At 64.0% G+C, this 15,488-nt stretch carries 12 protein-coding genes; all 12 read right to left on the bottom strand.

Annotation, left to right across the window (positions count from 1 at the left end):
• Positions 1-1,620 (bottom strand): FAD-dependent oxidoreductase, encoded by a 1,620-nt coding sequence (locus K7H91_RS07090; RefSeq protein ID WP_230719497.1) that lies wholly within the window; start codon positions 1,618-1,620, stop codon positions 1-3.
• 4 nt (positions 1,621-1,624) lie between these two features.
• Complete coding sequence (locus K7H91_RS07085; protein WP_018062692.1) at positions 1,625-2,467, bottom strand: carbohydrate ABC transporter permease; 843 nt, start codon at positions 2,465-2,467, stop codon at positions 1,625-1,627.
• Positions 2,464-3,360 (bottom strand): carbohydrate ABC transporter permease, encoded by an 897-nt coding sequence (locus K7H91_RS07080; RefSeq protein WP_419197450.1) that lies wholly within the window; start codon positions 3,358-3,360, stop codon positions 2,464-2,466. The genes K7H91_RS07085 and K7H91_RS07080 overlap by 4 nt, the downstream gene beginning before the upstream one ends.
• A 223-nt stretch (positions 3,361-3,583) precedes the next feature.
• Positions 3,584-4,825 carry an ABC transporter substrate-binding protein gene (locus K7H91_RS07075; protein ID WP_230719495.1) on the bottom strand — a complete coding sequence of 414 codons (1,242 nt, stop codon included), beginning with the start codon at positions 4,823-4,825 and terminating at the stop codon, positions 3,584-3,586.
• A 43-nt stretch (positions 4,826-4,868) separates the two neighbouring features.
• The gene (locus K7H91_RS07070) at positions 4,869-5,912 is read right to left on the bottom strand and encodes a LacI family DNA-binding transcriptional regulator (protein ID WP_230719494.1); all 1,044 of its coding nucleotides are present in this window, start codon (positions 5,910-5,912) and stop codon (positions 4,869-4,871) included.
• A 377-nt stretch (positions 5,913-6,289) separates the two neighbouring features.
• Positions 6,290-8,353: a bifunctional sugar-binding transcriptional regulator/dihydroxyacetone kinase subunit DhaK gene (locus tag K7H91_RS07065; RefSeq protein WP_230719493.1), complete on the bottom strand. Its 2,064-nt coding sequence runs from the start codon at positions 8,351-8,353 to the stop codon at positions 6,290-6,292.
• On the bottom strand, positions 8,353-9,015 hold the full coding sequence (gene dhaL / locus K7H91_RS07060; RefSeq protein WP_230719492.1) for a dihydroxyacetone kinase subunit DhaL: 663 nt from the start codon (positions 9,013-9,015) through the stop codon (positions 8,353-8,355). Before dhaL (K7H91_RS07060) ends, K7H91_RS07065 begins: the two co-directional genes overlap by 1 nt.
• Before the next feature lie 66 nt (positions 9,016-9,081).
• Entirely contained in the window at positions 9,082-10,830 is a 1,749-nt protein-coding gene (dhaL, locus tag K7H91_RS07055; RefSeq protein WP_230719491.1) for a dihydroxyacetone kinase subunit DhaL, read from the bottom strand.
• Between the two features lie 24 nt (positions 10,831-10,854).
• On the bottom strand, positions 10,855-11,610 hold the full coding sequence (locus K7H91_RS07050; protein WP_230719490.1) for a GolD/DthD family dehydrogenase: 756 nt from the start codon (positions 11,608-11,610) through the stop codon (positions 10,855-10,857).
• An 86-nt stretch (positions 11,611-11,696) separates the two neighbouring features.
• Positions 11,697-12,692 (bottom strand): substrate-binding domain-containing protein, encoded by a 996-nt coding sequence (locus K7H91_RS07045; RefSeq protein WP_230719489.1) that lies wholly within the window; start codon positions 12,690-12,692, stop codon positions 11,697-11,699.
• 96 nt (positions 12,693-12,788) lie between these two features.
• Positions 12,789-13,814: an ABC transporter permease gene (locus K7H91_RS07040; RefSeq protein WP_230719488.1), complete on the bottom strand. Its 1,026-nt coding sequence runs from the start codon at positions 13,812-13,814 to the stop codon at positions 12,789-12,791.
• Between the two features lie 81 nt (positions 13,815-13,895).
• The gene (locus K7H91_RS07035; RefSeq protein ID WP_230719487.1) at positions 13,896-15,374 is read right to left on the bottom strand and encodes a sugar ABC transporter ATP-binding protein; all 1,479 of its coding nucleotides are present in this window, start codon (positions 15,372-15,374) and stop codon (positions 13,896-13,898) included.
• Positions 15,375-15,488 lie beyond the last annotated feature (114 nt).

Genomic DNA, 15,488 nt, shown 5'->3' with positions numbered 1-15,488 from the left:
TTACTCCACGCGTCCGAACAGTTCGAGCCGCGGCGTCTCGCGGATATGCTGCGGCCAGACGAGCGGCACCTCGAAGCGGCTTGTCAACAGGTTCTGGAAATCCGCCAGCCGCTCCGGCGTCTCGCGCACGCCGCGCGGCGAGATATCGTTGTCGAGGCAGTAGGCGGCAAGCGCGCCGACGCTTTCGCCGATATTCCATTCCACCGGATGCAGCCGGTAGCAGCCATTGGTCAGATGGGTGGTGCCGATATTCTTGCAGGCGGGCAGCATGTTTTCGACCCGCTCCGGGATCAGGCTGCCCAGCGGAATCTGGAACGGCCAGTTGGCGATGTCGACATAGTTGCGCGGCGCGGTGGAGGGGTGAAGGTCGATGCGATAGGAGCCGACGCCGACGCTGTCGAAGAACTGCTCGGCGCCCTTCCGCCCTTCGCGGGCATCGATGCCGACATGGTTTTCGGTCACCGTGAACAGTGCCTTGATGCGGCGGCTTTCGCGGATATAGGGGGCGATTGTCAGGCCGTCGAGCGTGCCCATCACGCTTCCCGCCGGCTTCAAGCCGCGATAGCCATAGCCGCCGTCATGGCGCGGCGCTTCGGTCTGCATCCAGTAGAGCATGGAGAGCGAGAGCTGGCGCGCGCCCTCCAGATGCTTCTCCGCCTCCTCGGGCGAAACGCCGACAATGGGGCCGCCGCAATAGTCGATCTGCGGCCAGTTCACGAGGCAGATGTCGGAGGGGTAGCGGTTGCCGACATGGTTCTTGCGATAGAATATCCGCCGGTAGTGCCAGTTGTCCGGCGCGAACTTGGCGTCGCTGTCGCCCACGAACAGCGGCCGGTTGTCTGGCTCCAGCGTCACGGGATTGGGGCCGATGAAGGAAAGCTGGCGGTCGGGCCAGAAATCGAGCTTGAAATCGCGCCAGATATCATAGTCGCGCGGGCGCTCGATGGTGTGGTCCTCGTCCGGGTGATAGCTCATGGCGAAGCACCAGCTCACCGCCTGCTGGTCATTGGGGTCGGCCTCGCCCGCAAGGGCTGCCGGCTCGCCGGTCTGCGCCTGGCTTTCCGCGCCGATGACGTGCTCGACATTGCCGAGTTCCAGCAGATCGCCAAGTTCGGTGGCGTCGATGAAATAGCGGCCGGTCAGCACCATCTCTCCATGTTCGGCGGAGCGCACGGTGACGGCGGTGAAGCGGTCGCCATCGGTCTCGGCGGCAACCGGTTTGGCGTTCATGAGAACCGTCAGCCGGCCGGTCGCGTACCACGGCGCAAGCAGGGCTTCGATCGCCGCCACGCCGGCGCGCGGTTCCACGCAGATCGGCGAGACGTTACCGCTTCCGGGGTTGAGGTTTTCGTCGTTGCGGGCCTCATCGGTCAGCGGGTAGTGGTCGCGGTAGTAATCGCGAATGTTCCGGCGAAGCGCACGGTAGCTCGCCGTCGAGCCGTCCTTCTCGATCCACGGATTTTCATCCGGCGGCACGGCCTGCGTCGTCAACTGGCCGCCGAGCCATTTGAATTCCTCGGTCAGGATGACGCTGCGGCCGAGTTTCAGCGCCGAAAGCGCCGCTGCGACCCCGCCCAGACCGCCGCCGATGATGACGATGTCGCTGGTGAGTTCCTTCATTTTGTTATCCTTTCACGCCAGACAAGGCGAAACTTTCAACGATCTGGCGCTGGGCCAGAATGTAGACGATGAGCATGGGAATGACGGCCAGCGCGGTGGCCGCAAGCTGCAGGTGCCAGAGCGGCAGGCCGTAGGTGTCGGTGAAATTGGCAAGCGCCAGCGGCAGGGTGAACAGCTCGATGTCGTTGACGAACACCAGCGGCTCCAGAAACAGGTTCCACGAAAACAGGAAGGTGATGATGCCGACGGCGGCAAGCGCCGGTTTCGACAGCGGCAGCGCCACCTTGAAATAGACGCCGAAGCGCGTCAGCCCGTCCATGCGGCCGGCCTCCTCCAGCTCCTTCGGCAGGGCCAGGAAATACTGGCGCATCAGGAAGGTCGCCATCACCCCCTGCGAGCCGAAGATCGGCAGCAGGATCAGCGGCATATGGGTGTTCATCAGGCCGAGATTCTTCATCAGGAAGAAGTTCGGCACGATGGTGACCTCCTCCGGCATCATCAGCGCCGAGATCAACAGCAGCAGAACCAGCGCGCTTCCGGCAAAGCGCAGCCGCGCCAGCGCATAGCCGGCCATCGAAGACAGGAACAGCGTCAATCCGGTGACGAGCACGGCGATATAGAGTGAGTTGAAATATTGCCGGGCGAAGGGCTGATAGGCGAAGACCTCGGAAAAATTCGACCAGTGGAATGTCGCCGGGATCAGCGCGGCCGAGGAGAACACGTCCGCCTGGCCCTTGAGCGCGCCCGACAGCATCCAGATGAACGGGAACACGAAGGGAATGGCGAGTGCGGAAAGGCCGATAACCCAGCAGATGCGGGTGATCTTCTGTTGCAGGCGGTAGTTCATTTGCGCACCGTTTTCAAAAGCATCTGCAGGACCGTCAGAGCCAGGATCAGCACGAACAGCACCACGGCGAGCGCCGAGGCATAGCCGGTGTTGAAGAACTTGAAGCCCTGCTCATAGATATAGAAGGCGAGCACGAGGGTGGCGTTCTGCGGCCCGCCGCCGGTCATCAGGTAGATATGGTCGAACACCTTCAGCGAGCCGACCACCGTGATCACCATGATCACCAGTGTCGTCGGCGCCAGAAGCGGCCATGTGATGCGGCGGAAGATGTCCCAGCCATTGGCGCCCTCCAGCCGCGCGGCCTCCTCATAATCGCGCGGGATCGCCTGCAGTGCGGCGATATAGAGGATCATGTTGAGGCCCACGGTCTTCAGCACGCGGGTGACGATCACCGAGGCCATGGCCCAGCGCGGCTCGTGCAGCCAGTTCGGCCCGTCAATGCCGACGACCGAGAGCGCCTGATTGACCGCGCCGCTTTCATGCTGAAGCAGGAAGGTCCAGATGATCGCCCAAGCCACGGCGGATGTGATGACGGGCGCGAAGAACAGGGTGCGGAACACCACGACGCCCCGGAACGGCCGCGACAGCGCGATCGCAAGCCCGAGCGCCAGCGCCATGTTGAGCGGCACGAGGCCCGCCGCGAACACCAGCGAATTGCCGAGCACGTGCCAGAACGTGTCGTTGCGGGTCAGCGCATCGACATAGTTCTCCATGCCGACGAAGCGGGATTGCTGGGTCAGCAGGTTCCACTCCGTCGTAGAATAATAGAACACGGCGATCAGCGGGCCGACGAAGAAGATCAGGAACCCGGTCAGGATCGGGCTGACAAACAGCCAGCCGGCGATCGCCTCACGCGTCTTCAGTGTCAGTCCGGAACGGAGAGCGGACATCATCGCTTCCTTTATGCGGGCGAATTTCGAATGTTTCCGGCGGCGTTTCGCAGACCGAGCCACGTCGATATGGCATGCCTTCCTCACCCTGCGTCATCCTCGGGCTTGACCCGAGGATCCAGGCCCCGAGACGGGCGCTGGTGGATGCTCGGGTCAAGCCCGAGCATGACGCGGAGAGAAGGGACAACCTCAGCGGTGACGCAAAAGCTCCGTCGGAAAACCTCTCTTACTTCAGCAGCGGGTCGATATCGTCGCAGAGCCTGGCGAGCACGGCGGGCACATCGGCGTCGGCTGCCCACAGCGCATCGAAATCGGGCCGCGATGCCGCCTCGATCTGCGGGTAGCGCTCATGGCTCGGCAGCACCGAACCGCCTTCGATCCCGGCCGCCACGATTTCCATCTGTTCCGGCGTCACGGCAGGGTTGCTGGAAAGGAACGCATCGCTTTCCAGAACGCTGATGCGCGCCGGCGGGAAGAACTCGGCCATCTTGGCGACGTTTTCCGCCGAGGTCATATGCGCCAGGAATTCGGCCGCGACCTCCTTGTTTTTGCCCTGCGCGAAGGCGACGACGGCGGCCTGGCCGACGGTCGAGGCTTCACCCGCCGGACCGGAGGGAAGCGGCGCGATCCCCCAGTCGAAATCGACATCCGCCAGTTTGGTGACGCGCGAAATCTGCGTCATCGTCAGCGCCGCGTTGCCGGAGAAGAAATCGCCCTGCTCGCCCGGCGGCACGGTCGATTGATCGGCATAGACCATGTCGTGGAAAAGCTGCACGGCTTCGGCTGCTTCCTGGCTGTCCAGGGTGCAGGCGCCGTTGCTCCAGGCTTCGCCGCCATAGGCGCGCACGATTGGCATCAGATTGTGCATCACGCGGGCGCCATAGCCCTGACCATCGACGGTTTCATAGCCCCAGACGCCGGCATCGGCGTTGCGCAGGGCGGCCGCATCGGATTTGAGCTGTTCCCAGGTCCATGTGCCGTCCGCAGCGCGCTCGGCAGGCGTTTCCAGACCGGCCTCGTCATAAAGCGTCTTGTTGAAGTAGATCAGGAAGGGCGAGGTGGAGAAGGGGATGCCGTAAACCGCATCGCCCTTGGTCCAGAGCCCCATCGCCGGCTCGGAGAAATCGGCATAATTGTAATCATCAGCCGCCGTCAGCGTGTCGGAAATATCCTCAAGCACGCCGGCATTCACAAACGCGGGCGCGGAACTTTCCAGCAGCCAGCCGAGATCAGGCGGATTGCCGCCGGCAAGCTGGAGCGTCAGCTTCTGCACATAATCGCCGAACGGAATGGTGTCGAACTGCACAGTGACGTCCGGATGGGTTTCGGTAAAGCTCTCGGCAATGCCGTTCAGCATGGCCAGATGCGCCTCGCTGCCGGTCCATACGGTGAACCGAAGCTCCTCGGCCGCCGCCGTCGAAGCGAGGGTGCCGGTGAGGGCTGTTGCGATGATTAAACGCTTAATCATTTGGGTCGACATGATCTCTTAAACCTCCCGTTTCAGATCAGATTCAAATTGCTTGCAATGTTGCCCCCGGCACATAGCCGCAGGGCAGTGTGGTGCGCATGACGTCGTGCTCGGGATCGCCGATCCTGGCAATCAGGTTGCGCACCGCGCGCTCCCCCATCTCTTCGCGGGGAATGGATATCCGGGTCCAGCGTTCGACGCCGGCCGGGTCGAGCATCGGCGCGGCGAGCGCGACGATGGAAGCGGTTTCGGGCACGCTGCCGCCGGTCGCCGCGATCTGGCGTTCGAGCGCGACGGCATGGCTGAAGGTCTCAGTGAGGAAGACCGTGACGCCCGCGCCAAGCCAGGCGGAGACTTTCTCGGTATCGATCGCCGCGGGCTCGAGGCGTTCGACCGTAAGGGTCAGCCTCTCGGCGGCGCTGCGGCGGAAGCCTTCCTCGCGGTCGGCATGCTGTTCGCGCACTTCGGTGCCGCCCAGAAACAGCATCTTCTTGTGGCCGAGGGCGGCGCAACGCTCGACGACGTCGCTGACGGCGGAAGCATAGTCGGCGGCAACCCAGTCAATCTCGGCGCCTTCCGCCTCGCGGCGGCCGATCGTCACGAAGGGAAAGCCGGTGTCATGAAGCCGTTTCAGCTCGCTTTTGTCCGGTTCCTCGCCCAGCAGCACCGCGCCATCGGCCACGCCCATGCGATTGGTGCCGGAGGGAAAGATGCTGCGCGGGCCGGTGTCGAGCGAGGACGAGGTGAACAGCAGCAGATCCTGCCCGAGCTTCATCGCGCCGCGTTCGATGCCCAGCAGAAACGGATAGAAGAAGTTCTCCCGGTCGGAGGGAAACATCGCCTCATAGGTGAACACGCCGATGATATTGCGCCGTCCGCGCGCCAGTGATTGCGCCACGATATTCGGCGCATAGCCAAGCGCTTCCATGGCCGCGCGAACGCGTTTCTCGGCCTCCTCGCCAACGCGGATGGTCTTGCCGGGCTTCGGCGAAATCACGGCGGATACGACGGCGGTGGAAACCCCCGCCATCGCCGCGACATCGCTCTGGGTCACGCGCCGCGCGCGCTTCGGCCCGGTCAAAGTCAAGATATCCTCCCGAATGCTTTTGATTAAGCGTATAATCAAAGCGAAACGCGGTCAATGGGGTCGGTGTGAAATCTTTGCCAGGTGCGGATTTGAACTGACTTTTCGCCCTAGACGCCTGTCGAGCAGACGCGTTCTTAGATGCTCGGGACAGGCCCGAGCATGGCGGCGTTGAGGGGGAAGGCCTTATCACCAGACTGAGTTATCTGGATGGCTATCTCGTCATCAACGTCTCGAAGCATTAGAATTCTGGTGCTGCCGATGAACGGCAAGGAGTGAAAAGGAGAACCAGATGACAAAGTTGCAATTATCGCTGCCCACCGCAAACCTCATGCAGGGTCGAAATTGTAGCCTTTTCGGCTCCGGCGCCCAACGATCCCTTACCGCCGCGACAGCGCGACGGAAGAACAGGGCGCGTCCAGCAGGTCGGCGAGTTCGTCGTCGAGATGCATCAGCGAGATCGAGACGCCGGCCATGTCGAGCGAGGTGTAGTAGCGCCCGACCAGCGATCGCGTGACCTGCAGCCCGTGGGCCTTCAGGCGTTTCCGGATGCGGCCGTTCAGGATGTAGAGTTCCATGTCGGGCGTCGCTCCCAGCGAATTGACCAGCAGGGCGACGCGGTCGCCTTCCTTCGGCATCATTTCATCGAGCAGGCGGTCGATCACGAGGTCGGCGGCCTGATCCGCCGTGCCGATGGCGGCGCGGGCGATGCCGGGCTCGCCATGAACGCCGACGCCGATTTCCATCTCGTCGGGGCCGAGTTGAAAGGTCGGGCGGCGGGTTTCGATCGAGGCGCCGGGCTCCAGCGCCAGCCCCATGGTGAAGGTGCGCTCATTGGCTCGCCGCGCCACCGCCACGCAGGCGTCAAGCGGCATCATCCGCTCGCAGGCAGCACCCGCGACCTTGAAGATGAACACATTACCGGCGACCCCGCGCCGCGTGGCTCGCATTTCTTTCGGCGAGGAGGCGATGTCGTCGGTGGTGACGACGGCCTGCACCGCAATGCCCTCGGCCGCGGCCATCTCGGCGGCGATCTCGAAATTCATCACGTCGCCGGAAAAATTGCCGAAAATGTGCAGCACGCCGGCCCCGCCATCAACCGCGCGGGTGGAGGCGAGGATCGGGTCGGGCGGCGGGGCGGCGAACACGTTGCCGACGACCACCGCATCCGCAAGCCCTTGGCCGACATAGCCGAAAAAGCCCGGCTCGTGCCCCGCGCCGCCGCCGATGACGAGGCCGACCTTGCCGGCACGGGGGGCGTGAACCGAACGCAGGGCGCGCGGTGCGCCCGGTACCGGGGCCAGGTTTTCCGGATGCGCCAGAAGCGCGCTCGCAAGCGTTTCGTCGACGGCGTCCTGCGGGCGGTTGATGAATTTCTTGGTATGGACGCGTTCGGGCAGTTGCGGCGCTCTGGCGGTCTCCATCCGCTGTGGGCGGATATCCACATTCTCGGAGCGCAATATGCCCCAGGCGGTGTCCACATCGGTGACCAGCACGCTGACATAGCCGCCGCGCAGCGCCGCGAGGATCGCCTGCACCTTGTCGATCCCGCCGGCAACAGCGATGCGCTGGGGAATCGCGCGCAATGCGGCGAGTTCAATGCCGACGGTGCGCCCGTCGAGCGGCCCGGCGACGGGCTCGCCGCGCGCATTGATCAGCCGCCCGGCAATGCTGCCGACGGCGGCGTGATAATGCTCGTTGACGTCCACCTTGTCGAAGAATCCGCTGGTGTGGATCGTGCTTTCGGCCCTCAGCGACGAGATGCCGAGCAGGATGCGGTTTGCCGCTGCCAGCACGCCAAGCTGTTCGGCGATCACCGGCTCCTCGAACAGCACGTCGCGGACGGCCGCAGAGGACAGGATCGCGGGGGACGACAGCGGAATGCAGCGGGCGTCCAGCGCTTCGGCCAGCCGCGTGGCGCAAGCTTCCGGCGTCCACGGTATCTTGGCGGTGGTGCCGCCGGTCGCCTGAACCACGCGCATGTCCCTGAGATTGACGCGTTCAACGGCATTGGCGATCGCCAGCATCGTCCGGCCCCAGGTCACCGCGATGGTATCGCCGGATTGCGCATGAAGCGCCAGCACCTGCGCGCCGGCCGCGCCAAGCCGTTCCGTCAGCGTGCGCTCCCCGCCGGTTGACGGGATCACCAGGCAGTCGGCGAGGCCGAAATGCTCCTTGAGGCTCTGAGCGAGTGACAATTGCCGGAATTTTTCCGGCGCGATTTCGATCGAAACGATGCCGCGTGTGCGGGCATCGGCGAGATAGGCGTTGACGGTGGGGCGCGAAATGCCCATGGCGACGGCAATGTCGCCCTGGGTCATGCTCTCCTCGTAATAAAGCCATGCCGCCCACAGCAGCGGATCGCCGCCGAAGCGCAGGGGCAGTTGGGAACCGGATTGCCTCTCGGAGGCGGACAGGGCGCGCGGACCGCTCTTTCGTGCCATCAAAGGGTCTCTCGCTCGGCTGCCGCAGATACCCACTCGCTGGCGGCGTCGATCAGCGCGGCGGCGGAGACTGCGCCGGGATCGAGATGGCCGATGGTGCGCGCGCCAAGGCGAGCGGCGCGGCCCTTGGCCGCCACCATGCCGCGCGTCGCCTCGGCTCCTTCGGCGGCGGCCGCAGCGGCGCGGCTCATGACTTCGGCGAACGTCGCGCCCTCGGCCCTGGCATCGCGGATCGCATGGGTCGCCGGCAGCCACGCATCGAGCATGGTCTTGTCGCCGGGGGATGCCTTCCCGCGTTCCTCGATTCCTTCCGAAATCGCGAGCAGAATATCGGCAAGGCGCTCGATCGGCACCTGCTTTTCTTCCGGCATGGCAAGGCCGGCGCGGGTCAGCCCGCTGGCATAGAGTGGCCCGGTGGTGGCGCCGACGGCATTGAGGAAGGAGCGGCCCGCCTGCGTCAGCGCGATCCTGAGCGAGGGGTAATCGGCGGCATTGTGGGTGAGCGCCACCGCCGCGGCGGAAAAGCCCTCGGCCATGGCCGTGCCGTGGTCGGCATCGCCGATCGCCCCGTCCAGTTCCGCGAGATAATCGCGTTCATCATTCATCCGGCGCGCGAAGGCGCGAAACAGGTCGGCGAGGGCATGGCAATCGAGATACATCATGGCCGCATTATGCTGCGAGGTGGCGGGCGAGCACAAGCTTTTCCGTGCCCGCCCGCGCCGCCTTCATCAATCCTGAAGGCGGCGGGAGAACCCGTTTCCAAGTTCGGTCAGGATCATGCAGCAAGAGGTGGCGCCTGCATCCAGAACACCGCGCGAGCGCTCGCCGAGCCGGCTGGCGCGCCCGATGCGGGCAACCAGATCGACGGTGGAATCGCGACCCTTTTCCGCGGCTTTCGCCATGGCTGCAAGGGCAGGGGCGAAACCGTCAGCCTTCGCGGCATCGAATGCCTCGACGGCCGGAACCAGCGTGTCGATCAGCGTCTTGTCGCCGACCTTGGCCGAGCCGGTGGAGCGTACGCCCGAAAGACCCGCATTCAGCATCTGCGAAAACGCATCGGCGTCGATGGCGGTGCGGCCCTTGATGGATGACGCCATTTCCTGGAACATCAGACCGTAGAGCGGGCCCATGGAGCCGCCGATCTCCGACATCAGAACATCCGACAGCACGCTCATCGCCTCGTCAAGCGGCATCGATGAGCCGGCGATCCGCTCGGCCGCGCGGCCGAAACCCTTGGCCATGTTGATACCGTGGTCGCCGTCGCCGATCTTGCCGTCGATTTCCGAAAGCCAGGCCTTGTTCTCGATGATCACCGCCGCGATCTCCTCGACGATCGCCGCATTGCCGGCATTCTTCACCGAAGGGCCGTTGATGGTTTCGGGCGCGCGCGGCGCGTCGTTCTCGGTGTTTGCCGTCTTCGCCTGAGCGGTGGTGGCAGCCTTTGCTGCGGATCGCTGGATTGCCGGCGCGGCATTGCCGGTCTGGCTGAAGCCGGGCGCGGACGCTTCCATATCCAGCAGCGCCTTCATCTCATCATCCAGCACCATGACCGAGAGCGTCGCGCCGATCATTTCCAGCGAGGTGAAGTAATTGCCGACATAGGCGCGGTAGACGGTCGCGCCGCGCGCCTCGATTTCCTGCTCCATACGGTCGTAAAGCACATAAAGCTCGTTGACCGGGGTTGCGCCCAGCCCGGAGACCAGCACGGCGACTTCGCTGCCCTTCGGCAGATCGTGATCGTCCATGACGATCTTGACCATGTCGGCGGCGACCGCGTTGGCGCTCTTCAGCGGTTCCACGCGGGTGCCAGGCTCGCCGTGGTGGCCGATGCCGACCTCCATCGTGCCCGGCTCGATCTGGAAATTCGGATGGCCGACGGCCGGCAGGGTGCAGGGGCCAAGCCCGACGCCGACAGAGCGTACGCTGTCGATCGCCTTTTGCGCGGCGGCCTGCACATCGGCAAGCGATCCGCCTTTGGCGGCAACCGCGCTGCCGATCTTCCACATGAAGATTTCGCCGGCGACGCCGCGGCGCTTCTCGCGCTCGGAAAGCGGCGCGGAGCAGACATCGTCATTAGCGACCACGGTCGCGACCTCGATGCCCTCTTTCTCAAGCATGCCGGCGGCCATTTTGACGTTCATGTTGTCGCCGGCGTAATTGCCGTAAAGCACGGCGACGCCCGCGCCGCCATCGGCGGCGCGCATCGCATCGGCAAAGCTCTTGGCCGTCGGTGAGGAGAACAGTTCGCCGACGGCGACCGCGTCCACCATGTTGCGGCCGGTATAGCCGATAAAGGCCGGCTCGTGGCCCGAACCGCCGCCGGTGACGATGCCGACCTTGCCGGAAACCGGTGCTGTCTGCGATACGATCACGCGCGGATTGGCCGGGTCGAGCCGCACCAGATCGCGGTGGGCCCGGACGAAACCGGCCACGGTCTCGTCGACAAGATCGTCGGGGTTGTTGATAAATCTCTGCATTGAAGCGACCTTATCGTTCATCATTTACCGGACGGTGTAGCCGCCATCGACCAGAAGATCGGCGCCGTTGATCATCGCCGCCTCATCGGAAGCGAGGAACACGGCGGCGGCGGCGATTTCTTCCGGCTCGGCAAAGCGGCCGCTCGGGATCTGGGCCTTCATCGCGTCGCCCTTTTCGCCTTCCCATGCCTTGCGGCCGAGATCGGTCATCACCACGGTGGGCGAAATCGAATTGGTGGTGATGCCGTGCTTGCCCCATTCGAGCGCCAGCGTCTTGGTGACGCCGATGACGGCGAATTTGGTGGCGCAATAGGCGACATGGCCTTCGATGGCGACCGAGCCGGCCTGGCTTGCGAGGTTGACGATCCGCCCGCCCTTGCCGGCGGAAATCATCGCGCGCCCGACGGACTGGCACATCAGATAGGTGCCGGTCAGGTTGACGGCGATGGTGCGGTCCCAGGCGGCCTTCGAAAGCTCTTCGGCGGGGGCGAGGTCGACGATGCCGGCCGAATTGACGAGGATATCGATCTCGCCGAGCGCGGCTTTGACGTCGGCGACCGCGGTTTCAATGCTGTCGCTGTCGGTGACGTTGCAGGAAAACGCCTTCGCGCCGTCGAGCTCGGCGGCCATGGCATCGGCCGCATCGCGGTTCATGTCGAGAATGGCGACGCGCGCGCCCTTGGCAGCAAACGCTCGGGCAATCGCCGCGCCGATGCCGGATGCCGCGCCGGTGACGACCGCGACCTTGCCGGCAAGTGAAAATTCAGGGGAAGACGCCATCGAAACGTCCTTTCTTCTGGCTGCTGTAACGGCCGTGCCGCGACGGGTCGCCTGCGGCCGCTATCGGCCGCAGGCGGTATTCGGATTTACTGACGCTGCTGCAGGAGTTCGTCGACATTGTCGGCGGTCACCGGCGTCCACGGCACATTGTACTGCTTGGATTCGCCGTTGTTCCACTGCATTTCCGGGTATTTTTCCCAGATGCCAGAGGTCGGCTGATAGTCCGGGTTAACGGCCTTGATGGCGACGTCGATTGCGCCGAGCGCCTGGGCCTGGCCATCCTGCAGGATCGAATGCATGTCGCCGCGCTTGACGGCTTCCAGCGCATCGGTGACGCCGTCGACGCCGGCAATCGAGAAATCGCTGACGTTGAGGCCAGCGGCCTTGATCGCCTCGATCGCGCCGAGCGCCATCTCGTCATTCTGCGCGATTACGCCCTTGATGTCGCCGCCATGGGCGGTCAGCCAGTTTTCCATCAGCGACTGCGCTTCCGCGCGGCTCCAGTTGGCGGTCTGCTGTTCGACAACGCTGACGCCGTCGCCGCATTCGGCGATTGCCTTCTCATTGCCTTCGCCGCGCTGGATCTGCGCGGACTGGCCGATCGGGCCTTCGATGATGACGACATCGCCGGAGCAGCTGATGTCATCGAGCACGGCCTTGGCTTCGAGATAGCCTGCTTCGACGTCGTCGGAGCCGACATAGGAGGTCAGCAGATCGGAGTTGACCTGGGTGTTGGAGCCGACCACCGGAATGCCGGCATCGGAGGCGGATTCGACGGCCGTTGCGCCGGCTTCGATGTCGATCGGGACGAAGACGATGGCGTCATAGCCCTGGGTGATCATGGTTTCGAACTGTTCCTGCTGGACCAGCGCGTCATAACGACCGTCGAAGATGGTCAGGTCGACGGAACCGTCCTTCACCGAGGGGTGGTTTTCTGCGGCATTGGCCCAGAGCTGCATGAATTCGGCGTTGAGGCCGTAAACGGCGGCGCCGATCTTCAGCGGGTCCTGTGCGCTGGCGGTGGTGGCGGCGAATGCGGCGCCGACCAGGGCTGTGGTTGCCAGGATATTACGAAGTTTCATGTCGGGTTTCCTCCCTTTGGTGACATGGTGGGTGCCGCGCAGCTTGTTAAAACGGACTGCGAATTTGCGGCGCGGAAGAACCGGCAGAGCCGGATTTCAGGCTTCGCTCTTGCGCGAGCGGTCGAGCATGACGGCGGCGACGATCAGCGCGCCCTTGATGACCTGCTGGTAGTAGGATTCGACGCCCAGCAGATCGAGGCCGTTATTCATCACGCCGATCAACAGCGCGCCGATGACGGTGCCGCTGACCCGGCCGATGCCACCGGAAAGACTGGTGCCGCCGATCACCACCGCAGCGATTGCGTCAAGCTCATAGGCGACGCCGGCCTGCGGCAGCGCGGAACCCGTGCGGGCGGCAAGCACCATGCCGGCGAGCCCGGCCAGCGCGCCGGAAATGACGTAGACCATGAAGCGGATGCGGTTGACGCTGAGGCCGGAGACCTTGGCCGCATGCGGATTGCCGCCGACGGCATAGATGTGGCGGCCGAACCTTGTGTTGGTCAGCACGAAATGGGCGACGAGGAACACCAGGGCGAACAGGATGATCGGGATCGGAAGTCCGAACACATCGCCGGTGCCGATCCAGCGATAGCCGTCGGTCAGCGCCGGGATCGGACGACCGCCGGAATAGATCAGCGTCAGCCCGCGCGCTGCCGACAGCATGCCGAGCGTGGCGACGAAGGCGGGTACGGAAAACCGTGCCACCGCCGTGCCGGAAATCGCGCCCATGGCGATGCCGGCGGCAAGGCCGATGACGATCGCGATCGGCGCGATATAGGGCGTGCCGGGAATGAAGGCGCTGGAAGATGTCGTGGCGAATGAGGCCGAGACCACGCCGGCAAGGGCGACCACGGAGCCGACCGACAGATCGATGCCGCGCGTCAGGATGACGAAGGTCATGCCGATGGCGAGGATGCCGTTGATCGAGGTCTGGCGCAGCACGTTGACGATATTGCGCGGGCTTAAAAAATTCTCGCTGACGATCGAGAGCACGATGCAGACCAGGATCAGCGCGATCAATATCCCGTAGCGCTGGGCGATCGGCCCCAGCCGCTCGGTCATCGGCCGCTTCTGCTCGGTTCCGGCGCCCGCCGGGGTTTTGGCATTCTCAGTGTCAGTCAACGTATGGTCCTCCCCGATTGACGGGTTATCGGCAGGTGAAAAACGCGCGCTCGTCGCGGCGTCCCGCCCTGCGTCACGTTTTTACGCCGCGAGATGCAGCAGTTTTTCGGCGGACATTTCCGCCCGATCCAGGGTTCCGGCGACGCGGCCATCGCGCATCACGATGGCGCGGTCGGCCATGCCGAGCACTTCGTCGGTTTCGGAAGAGATCATGATCACGGTCCCGCCGCCCTTGGCGAAATCGGACATGACGCGATAGATTTCCCGCTTGGCGCCGACATCGACGCCGCGGGTCGGCTCATCCAGAAGCAGCACGTTCGGCTCGGTCAGGAACCATTTGCCGAGCACCACCTTCTGCTGGTTGCCGCCGGAAAGGTTGGAAACGCCGAGCTTCAGCGATGCGGTCTTGATGTTGAGCGTTTCGACCATGCGCCCTGCGGCTTCGGTTTCGGCCTTGCCGTTCATCATCAGCGGGGTCGACATCCGGTCGAGGGTCGCGAGGCAAAGGTTTTCGCGGACATCGCCGGTGAGAACGAGGCCCGAGACCTTGCGGTCCTCGGTAACATAGGCGAGGCCCGCCGCGATCGCCTGGGCGGGGCGGGTGATCTGCTGGCGAACGCCATTGATCTCGATCGTGCCGGCGGTCTCGTCCGACAGGCCGAACAACCTGTCGAAAATCTCGCTGCGCCCGGAGCCCATCAACCCGTATAGCGCCAGAATTTCCCCGCGATGGGCCTCGAATGAAACGTCGCGCACGCCATGATTGGCGGCCAGACCCTCGACGCGCAGGGTTGGCTCGGTTCCGGCGGTGTTGTCCTTGACGAATTCCTCCGTCAGCGGACGCCCGACGATCAGGCTGATCAGGCGATCCTTGTCGATATCGGCCATCGCGCCGTCCTCGACGAAGCGGCCGTCGCGGAAAACAGTATAGCTGTCGCAGATTGTGAAGATTTCGGAGAGGCGATGGCTGACATAGATCACGCCCTTGCCGCGCGCCTTCAGCGTCTTCACCGCCTCGAAAAGCTGGTCGGCCTCGGCCTCGCCGAGCGCCGATGTCGGCTCGTCCATGATGATGACTTCGGCATCGTAAGAGAGCGCCTTGGCGATCTCGACGAGCTGGGTCTGGGCGACCGTCAGATCCATCATCATGTCGGTCGCGCGGATGGTGAATTTCAGCCCGTCGAGCAGGTCCTGCGCCTTGGCGTTCATGGACTTGAAATCGATCCGGCCGAAAGCGCCGCTCGGCTCGCGCCCGAGAAAGATGTTTTCGGCCACCGTCATCGCCGGCACGGGGCTCAGTTCCTGTTCGATGATCGAGATGCCGTTGGCGAGCGCCTCGCCGGGAGAGGAGAACTGCACGGTCTCGCCATTGCGCTTGATTGTGCCGCGGTCGCGCGGCTGGATGCCCATGACGATCTTGAGGAATGTCGACTTGCCGGCGCCATTGCCGCCGCAAAGCGCGTGGACAGATCCCGGCATCAGCCGGAATGCGCCGTCTATCAGCGCGGGCACCCCGGAAAACGATTTTCCGAGCCCATGCACCTCAAGCAAAGCCGTCACGACAATTCCTCCCATTCTCAGTCTATCGAACTAATGTAAAATTATGCTCGACAATTGTCTTTTAATGGCATCGCTTTGCGTATGTCAAACGTGTTCTGACATTTTTAAAGCCGG

It is taken from the genome of Martelella mediterranea, from assembly GCF_021021415.1.
Taxonomy (GTDB): domain Bacteria; phylum Pseudomonadota; class Alphaproteobacteria; order Rhizobiales; family Rhizobiaceae; genus Martelella; species Martelella mediterranea_C.
The sequence above is the reverse complement of the archived record's forward strand: the minus strand, read 5'-3'. Positions and strand labels throughout refer to the sequence as shown.